Source organism: Mycobacterium saskatchewanense (genome assembly GCF_010729105.1).
Classification (GTDB): Bacteria; Actinomycetota; Actinomycetes; order Mycobacteriales; family Mycobacteriaceae; genus Mycobacterium; species Mycobacterium saskatchewanense.
The window spans coordinates 1255429-1279932 of the sequence record NZ_AP022573.1 but is presented as its reverse complement, the minus strand read 5'-3'; the positions used below and the strand labels follow the sequence as shown (position 1 = coordinate 1279932).

General features: G+C 70.0%; 24 protein-coding genes and 1 other RNA gene. 13 read left to right on the top strand and 12 right to left on the bottom strand.

Going from position 1 to position 24504, the window contains the following annotated elements:
• Nucleotides 1-3: 3 nt before the first annotated feature.
• Nucleotides 4-885 carry an SDR family oxidoreductase gene (locus tag G6N56_RS05925; RefSeq protein WP_085255640.1) on the bottom strand — a complete coding sequence of 294 codons (882 nt, stop codon included), beginning with the start codon at nucleotides 883-885 and terminating at the stop codon, nucleotides 4-6.
• Nucleotides 886-1025: 140 nt separating this feature from the next.
• Between G6N56_RS05925 and G6N56_RS05920 the strand changes: the two genes are divergently transcribed.
• The gene (locus G6N56_RS05920) at nucleotides 1026-2144 is read left to right on the top strand and encodes an epoxide hydrolase family protein (protein WP_085255641.1); all 1119 of its coding nucleotides are present in this window, start codon (nucleotides 1026-1028) and stop codon (nucleotides 2142-2144) included.
• A gap of 15 nt (nucleotides 2145-2159) precedes the next feature.
• Here the strand turns inward: G6N56_RS05920 and G6N56_RS05915 are convergent, their stop codons facing one another.
• Nucleotides 2160-2555 carry a VOC family protein gene (locus G6N56_RS05915; RefSeq protein ID WP_085255642.1) on the bottom strand — a complete coding sequence of 132 codons (396 nt, stop codon included), beginning with the start codon at nucleotides 2553-2555 and terminating at the stop codon, nucleotides 2160-2162.
• 207 nt (nucleotides 2556-2762) lie between these two features.
• Here G6N56_RS05915 and G6N56_RS05910 point away from each other — a divergent pair, with 207 nt between their 5' ends.
• Nucleotides 2763-3689, top strand: coding sequence for a cobalamin biosynthesis protein (locus G6N56_RS05910; RefSeq protein ID WP_169717523.1), 927 nt, complete (start codon nucleotides 2763-2765; stop codon nucleotides 3687-3689).
• On the opposite strand, the gene G6N56_RS05905 is transcribed toward G6N56_RS05910, so the two are convergent.
• Genes G6N56_RS05905 through G6N56_RS05890 form a run of 4 tightly spaced genes read right to left on the bottom strand, consistent with a single transcriptional unit; the run spans nucleotide 3671 to nucleotide 6549 of the window.
• Nucleotides 3671-4486 (bottom strand): SURF1 family cytochrome oxidase biogenesis protein, encoded by an 816-nt coding sequence (locus G6N56_RS05905; protein ID WP_085255644.1) that lies wholly within the window; start codon nucleotides 4484-4486, stop codon nucleotides 3671-3673. The genes G6N56_RS05910 and G6N56_RS05905 overlap by 19 nt on opposite strands.
• A complete protein-coding gene (locus G6N56_RS05900; protein ID WP_085255645.1) occupies nucleotides 4486-4983 on the bottom strand; it encodes a low molecular weight protein-tyrosine-phosphatase in 498 nt (165 codons plus the stop codon). The genes G6N56_RS05905 and G6N56_RS05900 overlap by 1 nt, the downstream gene beginning before the upstream one ends.
• A complete protein-coding gene (locus tag G6N56_RS05895) occupies nucleotides 4976-5638 on the bottom strand; it encodes an HAD-IA family hydrolase (RefSeq protein ID WP_180150489.1) in 663 nt (220 codons plus the stop codon). Before G6N56_RS05895 ends, G6N56_RS05900 begins: the two co-directional genes overlap by 8 nt.
• Nucleotides 5639-5685: 47 nt before the next feature.
• Nucleotides 5686-6549, bottom strand: coding sequence for a fumarylacetoacetate hydrolase family protein (locus G6N56_RS05890; RefSeq protein WP_085255646.1), 864 nt, complete (start codon nucleotides 6547-6549; stop codon nucleotides 5686-5688).
• Between the two features lie 236 nt (nucleotides 6550-6785).
• Between G6N56_RS05890 and cobC the strand changes: the two genes are divergently transcribed.
• Genes cobC through G6N56_RS28525 form a run of 5 tightly spaced genes read left to right on the top strand, consistent with a single transcriptional unit; the run spans nucleotide 6786 to nucleotide 11035 of the window.
• Nucleotides 6786-7814 carry an Rv2231c family histidinol phosphate aminotransferase CobC gene (gene cobC, locus G6N56_RS05885; protein WP_085255674.1) on the top strand — a complete coding sequence of 343 codons (1029 nt, stop codon included), beginning with the start codon at nucleotides 6786-6788 and terminating at the stop codon, nucleotides 7812-7814.
• Nucleotides 7811-8950, top strand: coding sequence for a Nif3-like dinuclear metal center hexameric protein (locus tag G6N56_RS05880; RefSeq protein WP_085255647.1), 1140 nt, complete (start codon nucleotides 7811-7813; stop codon nucleotides 8948-8950). Before cobC ends, G6N56_RS05880 begins: the two co-directional genes overlap by 4 nt.
• Nucleotides 8947-9684 carry a zinc ribbon domain-containing protein gene (locus tag G6N56_RS05875; RefSeq protein WP_085255648.1) on the top strand — a complete coding sequence of 246 codons (738 nt, stop codon included), beginning with the start codon at nucleotides 8947-8949 and terminating at the stop codon, nucleotides 9682-9684. Before G6N56_RS05880 ends, G6N56_RS05875 begins: the two co-directional genes overlap by 4 nt.
• Nucleotides 9681-10781 (top strand): bifunctional RNase H/acid phosphatase, encoded by a 1101-nt coding sequence (locus tag G6N56_RS05870; protein WP_085255649.1) that lies wholly within the window; start codon nucleotides 9681-9683, stop codon nucleotides 10779-10781. The genes G6N56_RS05875 and G6N56_RS05870 overlap by 4 nt, the downstream gene beginning before the upstream one ends.
• An 11-nt stretch (nucleotides 10782-10792) precedes the next feature.
• Entirely contained in the window at nucleotides 10793-11035 is a 243-nt protein-coding gene (locus tag G6N56_RS28525; protein WP_180150487.1) for a hypothetical protein, read from the top strand.
• A gap of 131 nt (nucleotides 11036-11166) precedes the next feature.
• Here the strand turns inward: G6N56_RS28525 and G6N56_RS05860 are convergent, their stop codons facing one another.
• From G6N56_RS05860 to G6N56_RS05850, 3 genes are all read right to left on the bottom strand, one after another.
• A complete protein-coding gene (locus tag G6N56_RS05860) occupies nucleotides 11167-11361 on the bottom strand; it encodes a ferredoxin (RefSeq protein WP_085255651.1) in 195 nt (64 codons plus the stop codon).
• A complete protein-coding gene (locus G6N56_RS05855; RefSeq protein ID WP_085255675.1) occupies nucleotides 11358-12524 on the bottom strand; it encodes a cytochrome P450 in 1167 nt (388 codons plus the stop codon). Before G6N56_RS05855 ends, G6N56_RS05860 begins: the two co-directional genes overlap by 4 nt.
• Nucleotides 12525-12598: 74 nt before the next feature.
• A complete protein-coding gene (locus G6N56_RS05850) occupies nucleotides 12599-13174 on the bottom strand; it encodes a helix-turn-helix domain-containing protein (protein ID WP_085255652.1) in 576 nt (191 codons plus the stop codon).
• 47 nt (nucleotides 13175-13221) lie between these two features.
• On the opposite strand from G6N56_RS05850, the gene G6N56_RS05845 reads away from it, so the two are divergent.
• Entirely contained in the window at nucleotides 13222-13851 is a 630-nt protein-coding gene (locus tag G6N56_RS05845; protein WP_085255653.1) for a class I SAM-dependent methyltransferase, read from the top strand.
• Between the two features lie 62 nt (nucleotides 13852-13913).
• Nucleotides 13914-14316, top strand: an RNA gene (rnpB, locus tag G6N56_RS05840) — RNase P RNA component class A.
• A gap of 20 nt (nucleotides 14317-14336) precedes the next feature.
• Here rnpB and G6N56_RS05835 read toward each other — a convergent pair.
• From G6N56_RS05835 to panB, 3 genes are all read right to left on the bottom strand, one after another.
• Nucleotides 14337-15872, bottom strand: coding sequence for a CYTH and CHAD domain-containing protein (locus tag G6N56_RS05835; RefSeq protein ID WP_085255654.1), 1536 nt, complete (start codon nucleotides 15870-15872; stop codon nucleotides 14337-14339).
• 74 nt (nucleotides 15873-15946) lie between these two features.
• Complete coding sequence (locus G6N56_RS05830; protein WP_085255676.1) at nucleotides 15947-17131, bottom strand: glycoside hydrolase 5 family protein; 1185 nt, start codon at nucleotides 17129-17131, stop codon at nucleotides 15947-15949.
• Nucleotides 17132-17306: 175 nt separating this feature from the next.
• Nucleotides 17307-18152: a 3-methyl-2-oxobutanoate hydroxymethyltransferase gene (panB, locus tag G6N56_RS05825; protein ID WP_085255677.1), complete on the bottom strand. Its 846-nt coding sequence runs from the start codon at nucleotides 18150-18152 to the stop codon at nucleotides 17307-17309.
• Between the two features lie 145 nt (nucleotides 18153-18297).
• Between panB and G6N56_RS05820 the strand changes: the two genes are divergently transcribed.
• The 4 genes from G6N56_RS05820 (at nucleotide 18298) to glnA (ending at nucleotide 24497) form a co-directional block, all read left to right on the top strand.
• Entirely contained in the window at nucleotides 18298-19698 is a 1401-nt protein-coding gene (locus G6N56_RS05820) for a WS/DGAT/MGAT family O-acyltransferase (RefSeq protein ID WP_408632663.1), read from the top strand.
• 50 nt (nucleotides 19699-19748) lie between these two features.
• Nucleotides 19749-21314, top strand: a complete 1566-nt coding sequence (locus tag G6N56_RS05815; RefSeq protein ID WP_142280593.1) for an alpha/beta hydrolase — start codon at nucleotides 19749-19751, stop codon at nucleotides 21312-21314.
• A 197-nt stretch (nucleotides 21315-21511) separates the two neighbouring features.
• Nucleotides 21512-23065 carry an alpha/beta hydrolase gene (locus G6N56_RS05810; protein ID WP_085255657.1) on the top strand — a complete coding sequence of 518 codons (1554 nt, stop codon included), beginning with the start codon at nucleotides 21512-21514 and terminating at the stop codon, nucleotides 23063-23065.
• 91 nt (nucleotides 23066-23156) lie between these two features.
• Nucleotides 23157-24497: a type I glutamate--ammonia ligase gene (gene glnA / locus G6N56_RS05805; RefSeq protein ID WP_085255658.1), complete on the top strand. Its 1341-nt coding sequence runs from the start codon at nucleotides 23157-23159 to the stop codon at nucleotides 24495-24497.
• Nucleotides 24498-24504 lie beyond the last annotated feature (7 nt).

The window sequence follows — 24504 nt, the reverse complement described above, 5'->3', positions numbered from 1 at the left end:
TGATCAGGGCCGAATGTTCTCCAGATCCTCGAGGAGGCTGGGGTGAGTGGGCTTCCAGCCGAGGACGCTGCGGGTGTGCGCACTGGTGGCGGGCTGGTCGAGCGCGAAGATCGCGCCGAACGGTCCGAAGGCTTCCTCCGGGACGGTCTCGACCGGCAGGCCCAGCCTGCGCCCGATGACGCTGGCGATGTCGCGCACCGCGTCTCCCTCGTCGCTGACGGCATGCCACGACGTCCCGGCCGGCGCCGATTCGAGGGCCAGCCGGAACAACGCCGCGGCGTCGCGCGCGTGCACCGCCGGCCAGCGCTGCGTGCCGTCGCCCGGATAGCCCACGACCCCGGAACGGCGGGCCGCTTCGGTCAACAGGCCCGCGAAACCGCCCTTGCCCTCGTTGTGGACGGTGCGCGGCATGCGCACCGCCATGCTGCGCACCCCGCGCGTGGCCAGGTTCAGCAGCGCCAGCACAGACCGGCCGCGGCCGCCGACCGGGCCGTCCGTCGCCGGCGGATCGGCCTCGGTGGAGGGCCGCCCCGGCACCCACGGTGTGCCCGAGACCGCGGCGATCGGGCGGTCGCTGCCGACGAGTTCGCCTCCCATCACCTGCAGGGCGCGACTTTCCTCGGCGACGGCCCGGGCGAGCGATTCCACACTGCTGTAGTCGCGTCCGAACGCCAGGTGGATCACGCCGTCGGACCGCGCGGCCCCGGCTCGCAGGGCGTCGAGGTCTGCCAGGTCGCCCGGGAACGCTTCGGCCCCGGCCTGCGCGACGGCCTGCGCGGACGCCTCCGAGCGGGCGAGCGCCAGAACGGTGTGGCCGTGGTCAAGCAGTTCGGTGATGACGGCGGACCCGATGGTGCCGGTACCGCCGGTGACGAAGATTTGCACGGCTGACTCCTGACGTTGTAATGCGACCTTTGTCCTGTCACGGTAGCAGCCTGATAGGACAATTGTCCCGTCGCCAAGTGCGGCCGACCGGGCCGGGGAGGGAGCGACTGACGCCGAAGCCCGCGCGGCAGAATGGACGCGTGAAGCCTTTCCGCATCGATGTCTCCGACGACGTTCTCGACGACCTGCGGGCGCGCCTGGTGCGCACCCGGTGGCCCGACGCCGAATGCGTGGACGACTGGAGCCAGGGCATCCCGCTCGCCTACACCAGGGCGCTCGCCGACTACTGGGCCAACGCGTACGACTGGCGGGCGCGCGAGGCCGCGCTCAACCGGTTCGACCAGTTCGTCACCGAAATCGACGGCCTGGACCTGCATTTCATCCACCAGCGCTCGTCGCACGACGGCGCCTTCCCGCTGGTGATCACCCATGGCTGGCCGGGCTCGGTCGTCGAGTTCCAGAAGGTGATCGAGCCGCTCACCAACCCGCCGTCCGGGCGCGCCGAGGACGCCTTCCACGTCGTATGCCCGTCGCTGCCCGGATACGGGTTCTCCGGCAAGCCCACGCGCACCGGGTGGGGCGTCGAGAAGACCGCCGAGGCGTGGGAGACGCTGATGCTGTGCCTCGGCTACGACCGCTACGGCGCCCAGGGCGGCGACTGGGGTGCGGCCGTCACCACCCAGGTCGGCCGAAATGGCGGCCACTGCGCGGCGATTCACCTGAACATGCCGATCGCCCAGCCGACACCCGAGGCCCTCAAGAATCCCACCCCCGAGGAGCAGCAGGCCCTGCACGCCATGGCCGATCACCGCAAGTGGGGGACCGGCTACTCCAAGCAGCAGTCCACGCGGCCACAGACCCTGGGCTACGGGCTGGTCGACTCGCCCGTCGGTCAGCTGGCCTGGATCGTCGAAAAGTTCTGGGCCTGGATGGATTGCGACGGCAACCCGGAGAACGTGCTGAGCCGCGACGAGCTTCTCGACAACGTGATGGTGTATTGGGTCACCGGCAGTGGCGCTTCCTCGGCCCGCTTGTACTGGGAGAGCTTCCGGACGTTCGGGGGGCAAGGCCGCGTCGAATTACCTACGGGCGTCGCGTCTTTCCCCGTCGAGGTGCTGCGTGCGCCGCGGTCGTGGTGCGAGCCGGTCTACAACATCACGCGCTGGACGACGATGCCGCGCGGCGGGCATTTCGCCGCCTTCGAGCAGCCGGAGCTGTTCGTCGACGACGTGCGCGCGTTCTTCGCGACCGTCCGCTGATGCGCCGGCGCCGAGTCAGCCCGGCAGGGCAAAGAACTCCAGCGCGATGCCGTCGGGGTCGCGGAAGCTCAGCCCCGAGCCGTAGGGCGCGTCCACGATGCCCCCGTGGTCGATGCCCAAGTCGTTGAGGCGGGCCACCCAGTTCTCCAGCTCGGCGCGGTTGGCGCAGCCGAAGCCGACGTGGTCGAGGCCGACCCGGAACTCGCTGAAATCCCCGTCGGGGGCAGGGCGGTCGTGCTGGTGAATGCCGAATATCGTGCCGCCGTCGAGCATCCACACCAAGTGCCGGAACCCGCCATCGGTGACCTCGTCGAGCATCGGGTCCGCGCCGAAGAGATCGCGGTACCACGGCCCGCTGAGCTCGAGGTCACGCACCGTGACCGCGACATGGTTGAGCGCTGGGAATGCCATGGCGCCAACCCTAGTCCCAGCCGATCCGCCGCTTTCTCCGGGCGCGAGACCGCATGTCCCGCAGGTAAAACGGATATCGGGCGATCCCTGCCCGGAACTCGCGCGGCGGGACGCCAGATCCGGCCGAAAGCGGGCAGGGGGTAGATCCCAACCAACGGTCTAACGGCCCGAGGCCCCCGCGTATGAGACGCTGCCGGGGTGTTCGCGATGCAGCCCCGCACCCTCGGCGTGCTTGTCGCATACGCCGCCGACGTCACCCTCGGCGACCCGCGGCGGGGACACCCGGTGGCCGCGTTCGGGCGAGCGGCCGCAGCCCTGGAGCGGCTGACCTACCGCGACGACAGGTTCGCCGGGGCCGCGCACGTCGCGCTGCTGATCGGTTTCGTGACCCTGCTCGGCGCGCTCGCGCAGCGGTCCGCCGGCCGTTTCCGGCTGACGGCGGCCACCGCGTTGGCCACCTGGGTGTCGCTGGGCGGCACCTCGCTAACGCGCACCGGCGAGGCGATGGCCGAGCTGATCGAGCGCGGCGACGTCGGCGCCGCGCGGCTGCTGCTGCCGTCGCTGTGCGGGCGCGACCCGTGGGCGCTGGACCGTGCGGGGCTGACCCGCGCGGCGCTGGAGTCCGTCGCCGAGAACACGTCCGACGCCGAGGTGGCGCCGCTGCTGTGGGCCGCGGCGGGTGGCGTCCCTGGGGTGCTGGGCTACCGGGCCGTCAACACGCTGGACTCGATGATCGGCTACCGTTCGCCGCGCTACGCGCGATTCGGTTGGGCCGCGGCACGTCTCGACGATGCGGCCAACTACGTGGGCGCGCGGGTGACCGCGGTGCTGGTGGTGTTCTGCGCGCCGTTGGTCCGCGGGTCACCGGCGGGCGCGCTGCGGGCCTGGCGGCGTGACGCCGGCCGCCACCCCAGCCCCAATGCCGGCGTCGTCGAGGCGGCCTTCGCCGGAGCATTGGGCGTTCGGCTCGGCGGGCCCACGCAGTATCCCCACGAGCTGGAGATCCGGCCCACCCTGGGCGACGGACGGCAGCCCGCGGTGTCCGACCTGCGCCGTGCGGTGGCGTTGTCCCGGCTGGTGCAGGCGGGGGCGGTGTCGGTCGCCGCGCTGGCGTCTTACCGCCGGCGCCCGTAGCGGTCGGCGAGTTTGTCCTCGACCGTCACCGGCTGCGCCGGGGCGGACGCCCCTTGCTTTTCCCTGCGGCGCGCCTTGATCTCGGAGTAGGCGAAGTAGCTCAGCCCAATGGGTGCCAGGATGCCGAACGAGATCCACTGGATGCCGTACGACAGGAACGGTCCGGCGTCGAGGTGCGGCACTCCAAGCACGCCGAGCCCGCCCGGCTGGTCGTCCACCAGCTGCAGGTACGACCCGGTCAGCGGCACCTTGGTCACCGCCGAGACCTGTGCGGTGTTGATCGAATACACCTGCTGCACCCCGTCCGCGAAGAACGGATCCTTGCCCGGCGCGGTGGGCTCGGAGTCGCGCAGCCGCGCGGTGATGGTCACCGGTTCGGCGGGCGGGCGGGGGATGGCCGGGACGTGCGATCCTTGCTCCGGGCGCACGTAGCCACGGTCGACCAGGACGGTGGGCCCGCCGTCTACGGCGAACGGCGCCAGAACTTCGAACGCCGGGTCGGAGTTGACCACCCGCAGCCGAGCCAGCACCTGCACGTCGGCCAGGTAGTGCCCGGTCGCCGTCACGCGCCGCCACTGGGCGCCGGGCGCTGACGAATCCTGCTGCGGTAAAAACGTTTTCAACGCTACGGGGTCGGTGTTGAGCGAGTACTCGATCTGCTGGTTCTCCCGCGACGTCCGGTTGTGCTTCCCCAGCTGCCAGGGCGCGAGCACCATGAAGCACAGGTAGGTGAAGGCGATCACCACCAGTGCCAGCGCCATCCAGCCCGGCCGCAGCAGGAAAGTGAGCCTGCGCATCAGCCCGATCCGTTCTCCGCGAGCCGCGTGTCCACCCAGTCGTGCAGGCCGGGCAGCGCGGCCTCGATGACGGCGAAGGCCCGCTCGAAATCCCGGTCGTCGCCGTAGTAGGGATCGTCGACGTCGGGGGTATGGGCGCCCGCGCGCGGGTCGAACGAGCGCAGCATCCGGACCCGGTCCTGCTCGACGCCCAAGTGCTGCAACATCCGAAGGTGGTTGCGCGCGAGGGCCACCACCAGGTCGGCCGCGAGGTGATCGTCGTCGACCTGGGCGGCGCGATGGTCGGCGGCATAGCCGTGGGCCTCGAGCACCCGGGCGGCCCGCTCGTCGGCGCAGCTGCCGACGTGCCAGTTGCCGGTGCCCGCGCTGGTCACCCGTACCGCGTCACCCAGGCCGCGCCGGCGCAGCTGATCGGCGAACATCTTCTCGGCCATCACCGAACGGCAGATGTTCCCGGTGCAGACGAAGGTGACGTGCAGCGGCTCTCGGTCAGACACCCAGCGCCCCCCGCAGCTCGTCGATCGTCGCGGCGTGCGTCACCCCGGTGGTGCCGAACCCCTCGGCGAAGTCGTCCCGTCCGTAACCCCAGCCCACCACCACGGTGTCGATGCCGTGGGCCGCCGCGCCGTGGACGTCGTGGCTGCGGTCGCCGACCATGAGCACGCGCTCGGGCAGCGGCCGCAGCTGGTCGAGCGCGTGGGCGAGGACCTCGACCTTGGTCTTGCGGGAGCCGTCCGGGCTGGCGCCGGCGATCACCTCGAAGTGCTGGTCCAGCCCGAAGTGGGCAAGGACGCGCCGCGCCGTGGGTTCCAGCTTGGAGGTGGCCACCGCCAGCCGGACACCGGCGGCCCGCAGGTCGGCCAGCAGTGGCGCGATGCCATCGAACAGTGTGCTCATCGCCCACCCGCGGGCGCCGTACTCGGCCCGGAACGCCGCGATCGCCTCCGCGGCGTCCGCGCCGAGCATGTCCCGGAAGGTGTCGTCCATGGGCGGGCCGACGATCTGCGCCACCAGGTCGCCGTCCGGCACCGGGGCGCCGACGTGGTCGAGCGCGTGCCGGAAGCTGGCGACGATTCCGTCCGCCGAGTCGGTCAGCGTGCCGTCGAGGTCGAAGATCACCAGCTCGGCCGTCAAGATCGTGCCTGTCACCATCCCATTGTCGGTGATGCGGGCGCCCGTTCGAATGTTGGTGTCCGGATTCAGCCGCCGTGACCGGGCTCCGCGATGACGGGGTTCTCCAGGGTCCCGATCCCGTCGATCTCGACTCGCACGACATCGCCCGGTCTTAGGTACATGCCCGGCCGACGCCACGCGATGCCGCTGGGCGTGCCGGTCGACAGGACATCGCCGACTTCAAGGGTGAAAGCGCTGGACAGGTAGGAGACCTGCTCGTAGATGTCGAAGATCATGTCGCCGGTGCGCCCGTCCTGCCGGAGGTCGTCGTTGACGTAAGTGCGCAGACCAAGGTCCAGGGGATCGCCGACTTCGTCGGCAGTCACGATCCAGGGCCCGATCGGACCGTGGGTGTCGAAGGACTTGCTCACGACCATCCCTGGTTCGAGCGCTTGCCAGTCGCGGACACTCACGTCGTTGACGATCGTGAAACCAGCCACGACGTCCAGAACCGCCGATTTGTCGTTCGGGACGTTCTTGCACCGCCGGCCGATCACCACCGCCAGCTCGCCCTCGTAATCGATCTCGTCGGGAGCGATGCGGGGGACCCAAACGGCGTCGCCCGGACCGACAATGCAGCTCTGCTGCTTGTTGAACCAGACCTGCCGGGTCGGCCGAGGCGTATTCGTCTCCTCGAGATGTTGAGGATTGTTGTAGCCGATCGCCAAGAACTTGGGCGGGCGGGGCACCGGTGCGGCGAGCTTCACGCTCGAGCGCGGCAGGCGCGGCGCCGACGCGGAGCTCCTCGACGCCGCTTGGGCGGCCCCACGTTCGAAGAGATCGATCATGGTTGCCAACGAGGGATCCGCAGCCGTCAGGTCGATGATTTCGTCGCCCTCGACTATGCCCACATGACGCCCCGCGGGCACATCGAACGTCGCAAGCTTCATTTCGGTCCGTTCCGTTGAAGAAGTGACGTGCGTTCGCGAACCGCAGCCGCGATCATCATCGCGCACTCTGCGGTGCGGCGCCGGTCCGCTTGTGCTCAACGGGGGTTACACGCGGTCGCGGCGGCGGTTGGCGTTTTCGTCACGGTCCATGACCCCGCGCGAAGCGCGATCTGTTGATAGCGGCCGTGTGATCGGCCCTGGCTCGGCCAACTAGTGTTTCACGGATGGCTTCCCCGATGGCCGGCGTGGGCGAGAGCCCGCCGGCGGCGCGTTATCACGGCGATCAGGCCGTCGCGCCCGGGATGCTCGACTTCGCCGTCAACGTCCGGCACGCGCGGCCGCCGGAGTGGCTGACGCGGCAGCTGGCGGCCCGGCTGACAGACCTGGCGCGGTACCCGAGCCTCGAGGACGAACGGTGCGCGCAGGACGCGGCCGCCGCGCGCCACGGCCGCGCCCGCGAGGAGGTCCTGCCGCTGGCGGGCGCCGCGGAGGGTTTCGCGTTGCTGGGCAACCTGCGCCCCGCGCGAGCCGCGATCGTCGCGCCGTCGTTCACCGAACCGGCCGTGGCGCTGACCGCGGCCGGGGTGCCCGTGCACCACGTCGTGCTCGAGCCGCCGTTCCGACTGCACGGTGCGGCGATCCCCGAGGACGCCGACCTGGTCGTGGTGGGCAATCCGACCAACCCCACGTCCGTGCTGCACCCACGCGGGGACCTGCTGAGGCTGCGCCGGCCCGGGCGCATCCTGGTGGTCGACGAGGCGTTCGCCGATTCGGTCCCCGGCGAGCCGGAGTCGCTGGCCGGCGACGCGCTACCGGACGTGCTGGTGCTGCGCAGCTTGACCAAGACGTGGGCGCTGGCCGGCTTGCGGGTGGGCTACGCGCTCGGCGCGCCGGAGTTGTTGGCGCGGTTGACCACCCAGCGTGCCCACTGGCCGGTTGGGACGCTGCAGCTGACGGCCATCGCGGCCTGTTGCGCCGCCGAGGCGGTCGCGGACGCGGCGGCGGACGCGGTGCGGCTCGGTGAGTTGCGTGCCGAGATGGTGGCCGGCCTGGCGTCGGTGGGCGCCGACGTGGTCGACGGCCGCGCGCCGTTCGTGCTGTTCCGCAGACCGGACGCCGAGCGAATACGAAACAGGTTGCACCGCAGCGGCATTGCCATCCGCCGCTGTGATACGTTCGTCGGCTTGGACGGGCGGTACCTGCGCGCCGCGGTGCGTCGTGAATGGCCGCTGCTGGTGCAGGCGATTTCGGAGGTGACGCGATGAGCGTGCGCTTGGCCGACGTCATCGAGGTGCTGGACGCGGCCTACCCACCGCGCCTCGCGGAGTCGTGGGATTCGGTCGGTCTGGTGTGCGGCGACCCCGGCGACGCGGTGGACTCGGTGACCGTCGCGGTGGACGCGACGGCGGCGGTCGTCGACGAGGTTCCTGACGGCGGGCTCCTCCTGGCGCATCACCCGTTGCTCTTGCGGGGGGTCGACACGGTGGCGGCGAGCACGCCGAAAGGCGCACTGGTGCACCGGCTGATCAGGACCGGGCGTTCGCTGTTCACCGCGCACACCAACGCCGACTCGGCCGCGCCGGGCGTGTCCGACGCGCTGGCCGAGGCGCTCGGACTGACCGTGGAAGCCGTACTCGAACCGCACACGCCCACCGCCGATCTCGACAAGTGGGTCGTCTACGTGCCGCGTGAGAACACCGAAGCGGTGCAGGCGGCGGTGTTCGAGGCCGGGGCCGGCCACATCGGCGACTATTCGCACTGCAGCTGGAGCGTCGCGGGCATCGGCCAGTTCCTGCCACACGAAGGGGCCTCACCCGCGGTGGGCAGCGTCGGCACCGTCGAGAAGGTTGAGGAGGACCGGTTCGAGGTCGTCGCACCCGCGCGCATTCGCGGCGCGGTGCTGGCCGCCATGCGCGCCGCCCATCCCTACGAGGAACCCGCGTTCGATATCTTCGCGATGGCGCCGCCGCCGGCGGACACCGGCCTGGGCCGTGTCGGCGCGCTGGCAAAGCCGGAACCGCTGCGCGCCTTCGTATCCCGCGTCGAGGCCGCGCTGCCGCGGACGTCGTGGGGCGTGCGCGCGGCGGGCGACGCGCACGCGCCCGTGTCGCGGGTGGCGGTGTGCGGGGGCGCCGGCGACTCACTGCTCGCGACCGCCGCCCGCGCGCACGTCCAGGCCTACGTCACGGCGGACCTGCGGCATCACCCCGCCGACGAGCACCGGCGGGCCTCGGGCGTGGCGCTGATCGACGTGGCGCACTGGGCGAGCGAATTCCCCTGGTGCGCACAGGCGGCCGGCCTGCTGCGGTCCCGGTTCGGCGCCGCGCTGGACGTCCGCGTCTGCGCCCTGCGCACCGATCCTTGGAACCTGGGCAACGTAGCTGAGGGAGATCATCGATGAAAGCCGAAGTGGCGCAGCAACGTTCGCTGCTCGAGCTGTCGAAGATCGACGCCGAACTGTCGCGTCTGGCGCACCGGGCCTCCCACCTGCCGGAGCGGAAGGCCTACGAGCAGCTGCAGGCCGACCACGGCGCGGCCGGCGATCGGCTGGCCGCGACGCGCATCGCCCTGGAGGACCTGGACACCGAGGTATTGCGGTTCGAGGCGGACATCGAGGCGGTGCGCCAGCGCGAAGACCGCGACCGGGTGCTGCTGCAGTCGGGTGCGTCCGACGCCAAGCGGCAGTCGGACCTGCAGCACGAGCTGGAGACCCTGCAGCGGCGGCAGGCCAGCCTGGAGGACTCCCTGCTGGAGGTCATGGAGCGCCGCGAGGGGCTGCAGGCGCAGCTGACGGCGGAACAGGACGCCGTGGCGGCGCTGGAGTCGGAGCTCGCCGGGGCGGGTCAGGCCGTCGGGGACGCCGTCGCGGAGATCGACCAAGCGCGCCAGTCATATTCGTCCCAACGGGAAGTCCTGGCCGCGACGCTGGACCCCGCCCTGTCCGCGCTCTACGAACGGCAGCGGGCCGGGGGAGGGCCCGGCGCCGCGCCGTTGCTCGGGCGTCGGTGTGGTGCCTGCCGGCTGGAGATTGACCGCGGGGAACTCGCGCGCATCTCGGCAGCCGCCGACGACGAGGTGGTGCGGTGCCCCGAGTGCGGCGCGATCCTGCTGCGCGTCACGGGATCCGGGCAATGAAGGCCGTGATCGAGGCCGACGGGGGGTCGCGAGGCAACCCGGGGCCGGCCGGGTATGGCGCGGTGGTGCTCAGCGCCGATCGGTCGACCGTCCTGGCCGAGGCCAAGCAGGCCATCGGCCGGGCGACCAACAATGTCGCCGAATACCACGGCCTGATAGCCGGCCTGGAGCACGCCCTGGAGCTCGGGGCGACCGAGGCCGCGGTTTTCCTGGATTCCAAGCTGCTCGTCGAGCAGATGTCCGGGCGGTGGAAGGTCAAGCACCCGGACCTGATCGCGCTGCACGCGCAGGCCCGCACGCTCGCGTCGAGGTTCGAGCGGGTCAGCTACACCTGGATCCCGCGCGACCGCAACACGCACGCCGATCGATTGGCCAACGAGGCGATGGACGCCGCGGCAGGGCGGAGTGGTCCGACGGAGCGCGCCGATTCCTCGAAAAGTGCAGCGGCACAGGAGAAGACCGGGCCGGGCTGGACCGGTGCGCGCGGCACGCCGACCAGATTGCTGCTGCTGCGGCACGGCCAGACCGAGCTGTCGGCCCAGCGCCGGTATTCCGGACGCGGTAATCCCGCGCTGACCGACGTCGGCCGCCAGCAGGCCGCCGCCGCGGCGCGATACGTTGCCGAGCGCGGCGGGATCGCCGAGGTCTTCTCCTCGCCGCTGCAGCGGGCCTACGACACCGCGGCGGCCGCCGCCAAGGCGCTGGGACTGGATGTCACCGTCGACGACGACCTGATCGAGACCGACTTCGGCGCCTGGGAGGGGCTGACATTCAACGAGGCCGCACAGCGCGACCCGGAATTGCACGGCCGCTGGCTGCGCGACACCGGCGTCACGCCGCCGGGGGGCGAAAGCTTCGACAGCGTGCTCGACCGGGTGCTCAGGGTCCGCGAACGGATCGTCGCCAACCACGAGGGCTCGACGGTGCTGGTGGTCTCGCACGTGACCCCGATCAAGATGCTGCTGCGGCTGGCTCTGGAAGCCGGCCCGGGCATCCTGTACCGGCTGCACCTCGACCTGGCGTCGCTGAGCATCGCCGAGTTCTATTCCGACGGTGTCTCATCCGTGCGGCTGGTGAATCAAACGGCCTACCTCTGAGCAATGTGACCGTGGCGACTTCCGCCGCCCGGGATTTCTGGTTAAGAAACCACGCATGCCGCCTGCCGAGGCGCCCGCAGTTTCTGCGGTGCCTGTACCGGCTCGACGAGCTGGCCCGCTGGGGCGTCGAGCGGTTCAGCGTCGAGGCGATGGCCGAGCGGCACCACCTCGACGTGGCGATGATCTACCGGCATTGGGCTGATCGTCGGCCGCTGATCGTCGGCGCGGCCGGCGGTGTGGCTGCCGGCGATTGAGTGTGCGTTCAGGTATTCGACTGTGCATTCAGGATGGGGAATCCGCGGATTTTGCGCTCTGAATGCACACTCGACGGCCTGAGTGCAGACTCGATGGCCTGGGCGCCGCGGAATCCGCACCGCGGCCCGCCTCAGCGCGACAGCGTGATCGCGCCCTCCGGGCAGTTCTGCTCGGCGGTGACGGCCTGAGCCTCGAGCTCGCCGGCTACGTCACCGACGAGCGCGACGCAATGGCCCACCTCGTCGGCGTCGAAGACGTCGGGCGCCAAGGTGTAACAGCGCCCGTGCCCGGTGCAGCGGTCGGCGTCTACGAGGACGCGGGTCATGCCACCGGGAAGATCAGCGGCAGCGATTCCACCGACCGCAGCGCGGCGGTATAGGTCAGCTGAGCGCCGGGCTTGATCTCGTATTCCGGGATGCGCCGGTGGAATTCGCGCAACGCCACCCGCAGCTCCATGCGGGCCAGGTGCGATCCGAGGCAGCGGTGCGGGCCTCCGCCGAACGCTCGGTGCCGGTTGGGGTTGCGACGAAAATCCACCAGCTCCGGCTCGGCGAACTCGGCGGGGTCGGTGTTGGCCGCGCCGAGCAGCGGGCTGACCCGTTCCCCCTTGCTGATGGGGCAACCGCCCACCTCGACGTCCTGCATCGCCACGCGCACCACTCCGGGCACCGGCGTCTCCCAGCGCAACAGCTCCTCGACGGCGCCGGGAAGCACGTCGGGCTGCGCGACGAGCTGGCGGCGGTGCTCCGGATGCCGCGCAAGGTACACGAAAAAGCAGTCCAGCGAGTCGGTGACGGTGTCGAGCCCCGCAATGAGGAACAGGAAGCAGATGTCGAGTAACTCCTCGCGCGACAGCGGTTGCCCCGCGATGTCGGCCGCGATCATCGCCGTCAGCACGTCATCGCGGGGGCTGGCGATGTGGTCGTCGATGGCGCGCTCGAAGTAGTCGTAGATCTGCTGCGCGACGTCCGCGCCGGCCTCGTGGCGACCGTCGTACCCGGCGCCCTCCGGGCGGATGATGCCGTCCTTCCAGACCAGGAACTGGTCCAGGTCCTCCAGCGGCAGGCCCAGCAGCTGCAGGAACACCGTGCACGGCAGGGGAACCGCGAACTCCTCGTGGAAATCGCACTCGCCCCGGCCGGCGAAGCGGTCGATCATCTCATTGACCAGCGCCGTCACGCCCGGCTCGCGCCGGGCCATCTCCCGCGGCGTGAACAGCGGATCGAGGATGCGCCGGTACTTCGCGTGCTCGGGCGGGTCGATCTGCAACGGGATCATCGGCCGGATGTTGCCGAGATCGACGGCGTCCATGTTCGACGAGAACAGCTCGGTGCGCTTGAGAGCCATCTCGATGTCGGACAGGCGGCTGAGCACCACCGCCTGCGGCGACCGGAAGACCGGGCTCGATTCGCGCAACGCCTTGTACATCGGCTGCGGCTCCGCCAGACCCGTCACCGCCTGGTCGACGAACCCTTCCGTATCTGTCATGAGGGTCAGCCTGGCACCAACGTCCACGCTGGGCAATGGTCAATGCTAAGCGGGTGCACAATCGGCGCTGGCGGTCAACTGTGCAGGTGAAGCCGCTCGCCGTGCGGCCCGAAGATCACGATGGCCTCCGCCGGGCCGTCGACGACCCCGAACCAATGCGGGGTCCACGTGGAGAATTCGACCGCCTCACCCGGGGCGATCGTGAAGTCGCGATCGTCCAGCACCAGCCTCAACCGGCCGGCGAGGACGTACATCCAGTCCCGCCCCTCGTGCACCGGCAGTTCCGCGGGCGGGGTCCGGCGACGGGGGCTGACCCGAATCTTGAAGGCGTGTAAACCGCCGGCCGGGCCCTGGCGCGTCAGCGGCCAATAGGTCACCCCGTGGTGGGTATGCGCGGCTCCGCGCACCCGCGGATCGGGGGCCTCCGAGGGCTGCAACAGCTCGTCGGTGCTGACCGACAGGGCCCGCGCCAGGCGCGGCAGGTGGTCGAGCGCGAGCCGGCGCTTCCCCGACTCGAGGCGGCTGAGCGTCGAGACGTCGATTCCGGCGCCCTCACCCACCTCCTGCAGCGTCATGCCGCGCTGGATGCGCAGCTCGCGCAGCCGCCGGCGCACCCGGAGGTCGATGTCCGGCGCGGTCTTTGCCTGCATGGCAAATCAGCTTGGCAATTCCGACGCGGCTGGGCAAGCTCGGCGGCATGGAAACCTCTTGCAAATCCGATGACGCCCGGCGGTTCTGGGAGGAGCGCTACCGCTCGGCGGAGCGGGTGTGGAGCGGACGGGTCAATGCGCGTCTTGCCGAGGTGGCCGCCGACCTGCCACCCGGCCGGGCCCTCGACCTGGGCTGCGGGGAGGGCGCCGACGCGCTCTGGCTCGCCGAGCGCGGCTGGCGCGTGGTGGCCGTTGACGTCTCGGCCACCGCGCTGCAGCGCGCGGCCGAGGCCGCGTCGACGCGAAACCTAGCTGGCTGCATCAACTCTCAGCGCCACGACCTCAACGAGACGTTCCCCGACGGGACATTCGACCTGGTGTCGGCCCAGTATTTTCATTCCCCGGCCCGGCTGGACCGCGAGGCGGTGCTGCGGCGGGCGGCCGGGCGGGTCAACCCCGGCGGCGCGCTGCTGATCGTGGACCATGGGGCCGTTCCGCCGTGGGCGCCGCAACACGACCACTCCTTCCTCGGGATCGAGCAGGTGATCGCGGCGCTGGGGCTCGACGCGGGCGCCTGGACGCGCGTGCGAACCGAGTCCGTCGACCGCGAGATGGTGTTCGACGGCCAAACGGCCACCGTTGCCGACAACGTCATCGCGTTGCGGCGGGCCGAGTAGCGCCGACCCGCGATCGTTGCTGGCCCCGGCATCGCGCAGGTAGTACCGTAGATCGTCGCGGACGAGTTGGCCGGGCGGCCGCGGACCGCCGAAAGGCGGTTCGAGGAAAGTCCGGACTTCACAGAGCAGGGTGATTGCTAACGGCAATCCGAGGTGACTCGCGGGACAGTGCCACAGAAAACAAACCGCCACCCGCGCGGGTGGTAAGGGTGAAACGGTGCGGTAAGAGCGCACCAGCACGCCGGGTGACCGGCGTGGCTAGGCAAACCCCACCCGAAGCAAGGCCAAGAAGGCCGCACGCGAGTGCGGCTGCGCAGGCGCCCGAGGGCTGCTCGCCCGAGCCTGCGGGTAGGCCGCTCGAGGCACCCGGCGACGGTGTGCCCAGATGGATGGTCGCCGCTCCGCCGCCGTTGCTCAACGCACGGCGGCGGGGAACAGAATCCGGCTTACAGGCCAACTCGCCCGCCCCCTTCGGGAGGCCCGCGTCAGGCTTTGCGCACCGACTTGGCCAGCTTGCGCAGCGCGTCGTCCAGCTGCAGGCGGCAGCGCTCGGCGAGGTCCGACTCCTGCTGGTACAGCAGCCCGTAGGTGAACGTGTCCTCCCCGGCGGCGTGCGCGACCTCGGCCTCGTGACTCAAATGCTCCCGGCTGACCACGCTGTCCTGGTGGTCGCCCAGCAGCGACTGGATGGCCTTGGCCTGCTCGGACACCTTGCTCGCTCCGGTCGCGGCGGCGGTGTAGCGAAGACGCTTGGCGCGCTTGCGGATCCGATGCAGGGACTCGTCGCGTGCGTGCTCGTCGTCCAGGCTGCCGGAGGCGACCTGCGCGGCGGCCTTCGCGGCCTTGCGGACCTTCTTGTAGGCGGCGTCGATGGTGACCGGCGCGTGCTCCTCGCCCGTGACTTCGGCCGGGCTCTGCGCGACCAGGGCGTCGAGCGCGTCGAGCAGCCGGAAGTACCGCTGCGACCGCATGGCGATCAGCGACCGGCGCAGCCCGGTCTGGTAGCGGCGCAGGGCGCCGTCGACAAGGCGCTCGCGGACGGGTCCGCGGATCAACTCCGGTGCCAGGCTGCCCAATTCGCGCTCGTAGCGCTCCGCGAGCACCTCGGCATCGCGCGCGATGCCCAGGATGCCGGCCAGCTCGCGCAGTTCGTCCATGATCCAGGTGTCCTCGGGCAAGCCGAACGACTCCTGGTAGTCGCGCAGCAGGCCGCGGATCTTGCGGGTGGTCACCCGCATCTGATGGATGGAGTCGGGGGCGTCGGCGCGCACGGCCCGGTCCCACACCAGCAGTTCGCCGAGTTGCTCGATCAGCGCCCGCCGCAACGGTTCCTCGGCTTGGGGCGCGCCGCCCGGGCGCTGCGTCGCGCCGAGCACCCGGGCCAGTTTCGAGGCGTGGCCGGCCGGCGCGGCGCCCGCGTCGAGCAGTCGATTGCTCAACCGGTCCAGCAACGCGGTGTCGGCTGCCCCGTCACCCTCGACGAGCTCGAGTTCCCACTCGCGCCATTCCTGTTCGGCCGGAGCGGATTCGCCGTTCCCAGGGTCGTTCGCCGCCCACGCGGTGACGTGGTCGTTGCTGAACTCCGCCAGCGGCGTGCCGTCGGCGCGGTACAGCAGCTGGCTTTCGCGCCGGGTGGTGATGCGGGCGACCGGTTGCAGGGGGCGGTCACGGACGATCGCGAGCACGACGTCGCGCAGCTCGTCCGGCACGCTGTCGTTTCCGTCAGGCCCGTCGGTCAGTGGCGCGTGGATCTCGGTGCGGGTGTCGGCGGCGCCGCCCGGCAGCTTGAGGTGCCAGCCCGCGTCGTGGCCGCCGGTGCGTCGCCGCAGGGTGATCTTGTTGCGGGCCAGGTCCTGCGCAGGCGTGTCGAAGTATGTCGCGTCCAGCGATTGCGTCGGCGACTTCTCCACGCGGGCCACCGCGGCGATGCCTTCGAACGACGGGGACACGGTGGACTCGACGACGTCGAACTTGCGCTCCACCTCGAGATGCTGCGAGGTCTTCGGCGCTTTTGCAGGCATATTGGCTCCGTAGGGGGGATGGGCACTCATAGCGTGCCATACCTGGGTGGTGGGTCCGCCCGCGACACCGGCGGCTACGACGGCGGCGGTCCGCCGTCGTCGCGCAGGTGCATGGCCAGGCCACTGAGTTCCCGGATGATCTGCACCTCGGCGTCCTGGAACGGCCGCCCGTCCGGTGCCAACAGGTCGTGAAACCAAACGTCCGGCATCGCGGTGTAGGGATGCTCCCATGAGTCCCACGGGAAGAACGTCTGAGTCTTGCCCACCACCAGCCCCCAGTTGAACGCGCCAACGTTGTGGCGCTTGGCGATTGGCAGGATGTCGAGAACCGTGCTGCCCAGCGGCCGCGCCATGTACTCGGTGCACAGGATCGGGCGGCCCTGCGGGGCGAGCTCGGTGATCCGGCCCTCGAACTCCGACGAGTCGCCGTAGTTGTGGAAGGTGATCACGTCGGAGTTATCGAGCTGGATGCCGGCGATTGCACTGCGTCCTCCCGGATCCGCCCATTCGCCGTCCCAGACGCCGCTCGTCAGGGGTTGGCTGGGATCGACCGACCGGGCCCAGGCGAACACCTGGGGAAGCAGATCGGCCACGCGGTCCAGCTTGTCCGGCCGCTCGACCTGGCGATAGTAGCGGGAGGGATTGTCGGGCTCGTTCCACAGGTCCCACCCCAGAACCCGGTCGTCGCTGCGGAATTGGGTCAGCACCCCGGTGACGTACCCCTGCAGGGTACGGGCGTAGCCACGGTCGTCGAGGCGTGTGGCACCGGGGCTTTGCACCCAACCGGAGTTGTGGACACCGGGCCTTGGGGCGCGCTGCGGGCCGGCCTGCGGGAATGGGTCCCAGCACGAGTCGAAGAGCACGAACAGGGGCTTGATGCCGCGGGCGGCCGCGATGTCGACGAACTGCGCGAGCCGGGCCTGGAAGCCGCGGCGATCCTGCGCCCAGAGCAAGTCGTGCAGGAAGACCCGCACCGTGTTGAATCCGTTGGATCGCGCCCAGCCCAGCTCGGTGTCGATGCGGCGGGGGTCGTAGCTGTCGGACTGGAACATCTCCAACTGGTTGACGGCGTTGGACGTGACGTAATTCGCGCCGACCAGCCAACCCTGCTGCTGATACCAGCGGTTGGCCCGCTCGGCCGACCACCGTCCCCCGTCGGGCCGGGTGCCCGGCGGTTGCGCGGTGGCGCGGGGCGCTTGCATCGCCGCCGTGCCCGCGGCAAGTGATAGCAGCGACTTCAGCACCGTTCGACGGGGCAGCAAGCCGCCGCAGTTCGCCCGGTTGATGTGTTCACCCTGCTCTCGGAGTCGAGATGGCCTCTGACGTCGATCGTACACTCTTGACGCACAACGGTTTTCGGTCCGGGCGCCGGGATCGTGTTTACGCAGGCGGCCCGGGGGAAATCGGTGACAGACCAGCAGCCGGGCGGGCGGATCAGAAGCAGTGCTCGTCGGCGGGGAAGACCCCTCCGGCCACCTCTTGGGCGTATTGCATTGCGGCCCGGCGCAATTCGGCGCCGACATCGGCGAACCGCTTGACGAAGCGGGCGGCCTTGCCGCCGCTCATCCCGGCCATGTCCTGCCAGACGAGCACCTGGGCGTCGCAATTGGGCCCGGCGCCGATGCCGATCGTCGGAATGGTCAACTTGCCGGTGATCTGGGTGGCCAGGTCGGCGGGCACCATCTCCATGACGACCGAGAACGCCCCGGCTTCGGCGACGGCGATCGCGTCGGCGATGGTCTGCTCCGCCGCGTCGCCGCGGCCCTGTACGCGGAAGCCGCCCAAACCGTTCACGCTCTGCGGGGTGAAGCCGATGTGCGCCATCACGGGAATGCCCGCCGCGGTCAGGCAGGCGATCTGCTCGGCGACCCGCTCACCGCCCTCGAGCTTGACGGCGTGCGCACCGCCCTCCTTCATAAACCGGGTGGCCGAGGCGAGCGCCGCGGCCGGTCCGGCCTCGTAACTGCCGAACGGAAGGTCGGCGACGACCAGAGCGTGCGGGGCGCCGCGCACCACGCCGCGCACCAACGGGATCAGCTCGTCGATCGAGACGGGCACCGTCGTGTCGTAGCCGTAGACGACGTTGGCCGCCGAGTCGCCGACCAACAAGACGGGAATGCCGGCCTCGTCGAACACGCGGGCGGTGGAGTAGTCGTAGGCCGTGAGCATGGCCCACTTGTGGCCCTCGGCCTTCATCTTCTGCAGGTGGTGGGTGCGGATCTTGGTGAGCGGCTGCGAGTGTGCAGGCGAGTCGGCACCATAGACGTTCTGCTCAGACATCATTGTCCTCAAATCGGTCGGGTCGTCGCTCCTCGTGGCCCTATCAGGTGAGCGAAATCCTGGCCGGGTCCCCGGGTTCGTCTGACCCCGTCATTCTGCCACCTCTTTTGCGCAGTTGCACCGCCGCCCTCGTGTGAGACATACCATGCAGCCCATGCAGCGGCTCAGTGGACTCGACGCCAGCTTCCTCTATCTCGAGACGCCCGATCAGCCCATGCATGTGTGCTCGATCCTCGACGTGGACACGTCCACGATGCCCGGCGGCTACACGTTCGACCGGTTGCGCGACGCGTTGTCGTTGCGCATCAAGGCGATGCCCGAGTTCCGCGAGAAGCTCGCCAACAATCCGCTCAACCTCGACCATCCGGTGTGGGTGGACGACGACACCTTCGACATCAACCGCCACCTGCACCGCATCGGGCTGCCGCCCCCGGGCGGGCGCACCGAACTCGCCGAAATCTGCGGCCACATCGCCTCGCTGCAATTGGACCGCCGCCGGCCCCTATGGGAGATGTGGGTCATCGAGGGCGTGGCGGGCACCGACTGCCATCGGGATGGCCGGCTGGCGATCATGACCAAGGTGCACCACGCCGGCGTCGACGGGGTCACCGGCGCCAACCTGATGTCGCAGCTGTGCAGCACCGAGGCCGACGCGCCGGCGCCCGACCCGGTCGACGGCGTCGGCGGCGGCACCGGGTGGCAGATCGCCGCCGGCGGGTTGCTCAGGTTCGCCGCCCGCCCGTTGCGGCTGGCCAACATGGTGCCCGACACCGTCTCCTCGGTGGTGGGCACCCTGCTGCGCGCCCGGCAGGGTCTGACCATGGCGCGCCCGTTCACGGCGCCCCCGACCGTCTTCAACGCCAAGATCACCGGTCGCCGCAACATCGCCTACGCCCAGCTGGATCTCGAGGACGTCAAGGCGGTGAAGAACCACTTCGGCGTCAAGGTCAACGACGTGGTGATGGCCCTGGTGGCCGGGGTGCTGCGGCAGTACCTGGCCGAGCGGAACGCCCTGCCGGGCTCGTCGCTGGTGGCGTCGGTCCCGGTCTCGGTGCACGGCCAGTCGGACCGCCCCGGCCGCAACCAGGTGTCGGCGATGTTCTCCACCCTGCACACCGAGATCGCCGATCCCGTTGCCCGCCTGGAGGCCATCGCCGAGGCCAATTCGATTGCCAAGGAACACAGTTCGGCCATCGGAGCCACGCTGCTGCAGGACTGGTCACAGTTTGCCGCGCCCGCCGTCTTCGGGGTGGCGATGCGGGTCTACGCGAGGAGCCGGTTGACGAACAGCATCCCGGTGCACAACCTGGTGGTCTCCAACGTCCCCGGCCCGCAGGTTCCGCTGTACCTGCTGGGCTGCGAGGTGAAGGCGATGTACCCGCTGGGCCCGATCTTTCACGGCTCCGGCCTCAACATCACCGCGATGTCGCTCAACGGCAAACTCGACGTCGGGCTGATCTCGTGCCCGGAGCTGCTCCCGGACCTGTGGGAGCTGGCCGACGAGTTCCCGATCGTCCTGGAGGAGCTGCTCGCAGCTACCGCGTAGCCAACGGTGGTGGCGCTCATCAGAATCTCAGGTTGGCTCTGGCAGCATAGGTGGGCATGGGCCCGACTCGCCGCGACAGGATCGCGCGCACGCTGCTGATCTGGACGGTGTTGGCTATCGTGGCCCTGCTCATCGGGGGCTGCGTCCGGGTGGTCGGCGGCCGGGCCGTCATGTTCGGGCCCAAGCTGGGCCAGCCGATCGAGTGGACGCCGTGCCGTTCGTCCAACCCCAAGGCCAAGATCCCGGCCGGGGCGATGTGCGGGAAGCTGGCCGTCCCCGTCGATTACGACCACACCGACGATGGTGATGTGGCCGTCCTGGCCTTGATCCGCTTCCCGGCGACCGGCGACAAGATCGGCTCGCTGGTGATCAACCCCGGCGGCCCGGGCGAGTCCGGGATCGACGCCGCCCTGGGCGTCGTCCAGACGCTGCCCAAGCGGGTGCGCGAACGCTTCGACCTGGTGGGCTTCGATCCGCGCGGGGTGGGCTCGTCGCGGCCGGCCATCTGGTGCAACTCCGACGCCGACAACGACCGGCTGCGCACCGAGCCCAACGTCGACTACAGCCCGGCCGGGGTCGCTCACATCGAGGACGAGACCAAGGAGTTCGTCGGTCGCTGCGTCGACAAGATGGGCAAGAGCTTCCTCGCCAACGTCGGGACGGTCAGCGTCGCCAAGGACCTGGACGCTATCCGCGCCGCGCTGGGCGACGACAAGCTGACCTACCTCGGCTACTCGTACGGCACCCGGATCGGCTCGGCCTACGCGGAGGCCTACCCGACAAAGGTGCGGGCGATGATCCTCGACGGCGCCGTCGACCCCAACGCCGACCAGATCGAGGCGGACCTGCGGCAGGCCAAGGGCTTTCAGGACGCGTTCAACGACTACGCCACCGACTGCGCCAAGCAGGCGAACTGCCCCCTGGGGACGGACCCGGCCAAAGCGGTCGACGTCTACCACAGCCTGGTCGACCCGCTGGTCGATCCGAACAACCTGATGGTCGGCAGGCCCGCCCATACCAACGACCCGCGGGGCCTGAGCTACAGCGACGCCATCGTGGGCACCATCATGGCCCTGTATTCGCCGACCCTGTGGCGCCACCTGACCGACGGCCTGAGCGAGCTGGTCGACCACCGCGGCGACACCATGCTGGCGCTGGCCGACATGTACATGCGCCGCGACGCGCACGGCCACTACAGCAACGCCACCGACGCCCGGGTGGCCGTCAATTGCGTTGACCAGCCCCCGATCACGGACCGCGCCAAGGTCATCGACGAGGATCGCCGCTCCCGAGAGATCGCCCCGTTCATGAGCTACGGGACCTTCACCGGGGACGCGCCGCTGGGCACCTGCGCGTTCTGGCCGGTGCCGCCCACCAGCAAGCCGCACACCATCACGGCGCCCGGCCTGGCACCCACTGTGGTCGTGTCGACCACCCACGACCCGGCCACCCCGTACAAGGCGGGCGTCGACCTGGCGAACGAGCTGCGCGGATCGCTGCTGACGTTCGACGGCACCCAGCACACGGTGGTCTTCCAGGGCGACAGCTGCATCGACGACTACGTGACGACGTATCTCATCGGCGGCAACACCCCGCCGAGCGGCGCCAAGTGCTGATGGGCTGCTGACCCTTCTCCCGGCGAGCGTGCGTGTCGGCACGACGACACGCTGGGCAGGCTGGCACTTCGCGCACGCTCGCTCGGCTCGAACGGGGCGGTCGGACGCGCGAAAAGCTCGACGACACGCGGAGGCGAGACCAAGGCGTAATCGTTTCGCGCTGTCACGGGTACGCACGGCTGCAACGATCTAGACCCATGCCGCGCCTGAGACCGCTGAGTTCGGCGCTGCTGTCGTTCGGGATGCTGGCCGCGGCGCAGGCACCGGTGGTGGGGGCGACCCCGGAACCGGGTGCCGGGCAGACCCCGGCCCCCACGCCGGCGCAAGCCGCGGTGTCGGGGCCCAGTTGGGGCAGTTGCAGCCAGATCCTGACCGACACCAGCGACCTCCCGACCACCGCCCGCTGCACCACCGTGTCGGTCCCGGTGGACTACAACAATCCGGGTGCGGCCCAGGCCAAACTGGCCGTCATCCGCGTGCCCGCGACCGGCAAGCGGATCGGATCGCTGCTGATCAATCCGGGGGGCCCGGGGGCGTCCGCGGTGGACATGGTCGCCGGGATGGCGTCGGGCCTGGAGAATTCCGACATCCGGCGCGACTTCGACCTGGTGGGCTTCGACCCGCGGGGCGTAGGTCACTCCACGCCGTCGCTGCGGTGCCGCACCGACGCCGAGTTCGACGCCTACCGGCGCGAACCCATGGTGGACTACAGCCCCGCCGGTGTGGCGCACATCGAACAGCTCTACCGGCAGCTGGCCCAGCAGTGCGTCAACCGAATGGGCGCCGCGTTCCTGGCCAACGTGGGCACCGCGTCCGTCGCCCGCGACATGGACCTCGTTCGCCAGGCGCTCGGCGAGGACCAGATCAACTACCTCGGCTACAGCTACGGCACCGAGCTGGGCACCGCCTACCTGGAGAAGTTCAGCACCCACGTGCGCGCGATGGTGCTCGACGGCGCGATCGACCCCACGGTCGGGCCGGTGGACGAAAACGTCACGCAGATGGCGGGATTCCAGACGGCGTTCAACGACTACGCCACCGACTGTGCCCGATCGGCGGGCTGCCCGCTGGGCACCAACCCGGCCCAATTCGTCGCCCGGTACCACGCCCTGGTCGACCCGCTCGTGGCGCGGCCGGGTCGGACGTCGGACCCGCGAGGTCTGAGCTACGCGGACGCGACCACCGGCACCATCAACGCGCTTTACACGCCGGAGCGGTGGAAATACCTGACGAGCGGACTGCTGGGGCTGGCGCGCGGCACTGACGCCGGGGACCTGCTGATGCTCGCCGACGACTACGAGGGCCGCGACAAGACGGGGCACTACAACAACGACCAGGACGCGTTCAACGGCGTGCGGTGCGTGGACGCGCCTGCACCGACGGACTCGGCGAGCTGGGTGTCGGCCGATCAGCGGATTCGCCAGGCGGCGCCGTTCCTGAGCTACGGGCAGTTCACCGGAAATGCGCCGCGTGATTTGTGCGGGCTGTGGCCGCTGCCCGCCACGCTGACGCCGCACCCTGCGCCGCGCGTCGCGCCCGGCAAGGTCGTCGTGGTCTCCACCACTCACGACCCGGCCACGCCGTATCAGTCCGGCGTCGACCTGGCGCGCCAGCTGGGCGCCCCGCTGATCACCTACGACGGAACCCAGCACACCGCGGTTTTCAACGGCGACCAGTGCGTGGACACGACGGTGGTGCGCTACTTGGTCAACCTGACGGTGCCCCCGGCGTCGCTGCGCTGCCAGCCCTGAGCTGCGCGCCCGGGGCGGCGCAACGGTTCTGAGCGGGCTATTTAATACTAGGGGTAACACGGATTTAACAGGCGCCGCATACTGTCGGGTCATGGATCGACAGAAGGAATTCGTCCTCCGCACGCTGGAGGAACGAGACATCCGCTTCGTTCGGCTCTGGTTCACAGATGTGCTCGGTTACCTCAAGTCGGTCGCCATCGCCCCGGCGGAACTCGAGGGCGCGTTCGAGGAAGGTATCGGCTTTGACGGGTCCTCCATCGAGGGCTTCGCGCGCGTTTCCGAATCCGACACAGTGGCCAACCCGGATCCGTCGACGTTCCAGGTGCTGCCCTGGGCAACCTCGTCCGGCCACCATCATTCCGCGCGGATGTTCTGCGACATCACCATGCCGGACGGCTCGCCGTCATGGGCCGACCCGCGGCACGTGTTGCGCCGCCAGCTGCAGAAGGCCAACGACCTCGGGTTCTCCTGCTACGTGCACCCGGAGATCGAGTTCTTCCTGCTGAAGCCCGGCCCCGACGACGGGTCGAGGCCGGTGCCCGTGGACACGGCGGGTTACTTCGACCAGGCCGTGCACGACTCGGCATCGAACTTCCGTCGACACGCCATCGAGGCGCTCGAATTCATGGGCATCTCGGTCGAATTCAGCCACCACGAGGGCGCGCCGGGCCAGCAGGAGATCGACCTGCGCTTCGCCGACGCCCTGTCGATGGCCGACAACGTGATGACGTTCCGCTACGTCATCAAGGAGGTGGCGATCGAGAACGGCGCGCGAGCGTCGTTCATGCCCAAGCCCTTTGGCGAGCACCCCGGCTCGGCCATGCACACCCACATGAGCCTGTTCGAGGGCGACGTCAACGCGTTCCACAGCACCGACGACCCGCTGCAGCTGTCGGACGTGGGCAAGTCGTTCATCGCGGGGATCATCGAGCACGCCTCGGAGATCAGCGCGGTCACCAACCAGTGGGTGAACTCCTACAAGCGCCTGGTGCAGGGGGGCGAGGCGCCCACGAACGCGTCGTGGGGGGCGGCCAACCGGTCGGCGCTGGTCCGGGTGCCGATGTACACGCCCCACAAGACGTCGTCGCGGCGGATCGAGGTGCGCAGCCCCGACTCGGCCTGCAACCCCTACCTGGCGTTCGCCGTGCTGCTCGCCGCCGGGCTGCGCGGGGTGGAGAAGGGCTACGTGCTGGGGCCGCAGGCCGAGGACAACGTGTGGGACCTGACCCCCGAGGAACGCCTCACGATGGGCTACCGCGAGCTGCCCACCAGCCTCGACAGCGCGCTCAGGGCGATGGAGGCCTCCGAACTGGTCGCGGAGACGTTGGGGGAGCACGTCTTTGACTTCTTCCTGCGCAACAAGCGCACCGAGTGGGCCAACTACCGCAGCCACGTCACGCCCTACGAGCTGAGCACCTACCTCTCGCTGTAGCCCGTCC

What these genes read in the sequence shown, in the direction of transcription:
- G6N56_RS05860 (WP_085255651.1), bottom strand. Translation starts at nt 11,361, where the DNA reads ATGACCCGCGTCCTCGTAGACGCCGACCGCTGCACCGGGCACGGGCGC.
- G6N56_RS05910 (WP_169717523.1), top strand. Translation starts at nt 2,763, where the DNA reads ATGCAGCCCCGCACCCTCGGCGTGCTTGTCGCATACGCCGCCGACGTC.
- G6N56_RS05880 (WP_085255647.1), top strand. Translation starts at nt 7,811, where the DNA reads ATGAGCGTGCGCTTGGCCGACGTCATCGAGGTGCTGGACGCGGCCTAC.
- cobC (WP_085255674.1), top strand. Translation starts at nt 6,786, where the DNA reads ATGGCCGGCGTGGGCGAGAGCCCGCCGGCGGCGCGTTATCACGGCGAT.
- G6N56_RS05835 (WP_085255654.1), bottom strand. Translation starts at nt 15,872, where the DNA reads ATGCCTGCAAAAGCGCCGAAGACCTCGCAGCATCTCGAGGTGGAGCGC.
- G6N56_RS05895 (WP_180150489.1), bottom strand. Translation starts at nt 5,638, where the DNA reads ATGGTGACAGGCACGATCTTGACGGCCGAGCTGGTGATCTTCGACCTC.
- G6N56_RS05855 (WP_085255675.1), bottom strand. Translation starts at nt 12,524, where the DNA reads ATGACAGATACGGAAGGGTTCGTCGACCAGGCGGTGACGGGTCTGGCG.
- G6N56_RS05850 (WP_085255652.1), bottom strand. Translation starts at nt 13,174, where the DNA reads ATGCAGGCAAAGACCGCGCCGGACATCGACCTCCGGGTGCGCCGGCGG.
- panB (WP_085255677.1), bottom strand. Translation starts at nt 18,152, where the DNA reads ATGTCTGAGCAGAACGTCTATGGTGCCGACTCGCCTGCACACTCGCAG.
- G6N56_RS05875 (WP_085255648.1), top strand. Translation starts at nt 8,947, where the DNA reads ATGAAAGCCGAAGTGGCGCAGCAACGTTCGCTGCTCGAGCTGTCGAAG.
- G6N56_RS05810 (WP_085255657.1), top strand. Translation starts at nt 21,512, where the DNA reads ATGCCGCGCCTGAGACCGCTGAGTTCGGCGCTGCTGTCGTTCGGGATG.
- G6N56_RS05845 (WP_085255653.1), top strand. Translation starts at nt 13,222, where the DNA reads ATGGAAACCTCTTGCAAATCCGATGACGCCCGGCGGTTCTGGGAGGAG.
- G6N56_RS05890 (WP_085255646.1), bottom strand. Translation starts at nt 6,549, where the DNA reads ATGAAGCTTGCGACGTTCGATGTGCCCGCGGGGCGTCATGTGGGCATA.
- G6N56_RS05870 (WP_085255649.1), top strand. Translation starts at nt 9,681, where the DNA reads ATGAAGGCCGTGATCGAGGCCGACGGGGGGTCGCGAGGCAACCCGGGG.
- G6N56_RS05905 (WP_085255644.1), bottom strand. Translation starts at nt 4,486, where the DNA reads ATGCGCAGGCTCACTTTCCTGCTGCGGCCGGGCTGGATGGCGCTGGCA.
- G6N56_RS05820 (WP_408632663.1), top strand. Translation starts at nt 18,298, where the DNA reads ATGCAGCCCATGCAGCGGCTCAGTGGACTCGACGCCAGCTTCCTCTAT.
- glnA (WP_085255658.1), top strand. Translation starts at nt 23,157, where the DNA reads ATGGATCGACAGAAGGAATTCGTCCTCCGCACGCTGGAGGAACGAGAC.
- G6N56_RS05915 (WP_085255642.1), bottom strand. Translation starts at nt 2,555, where the DNA reads ATGGCATTCCCAGCGCTCAACCATGTCGCGGTCACGGTGCGTGACCTC.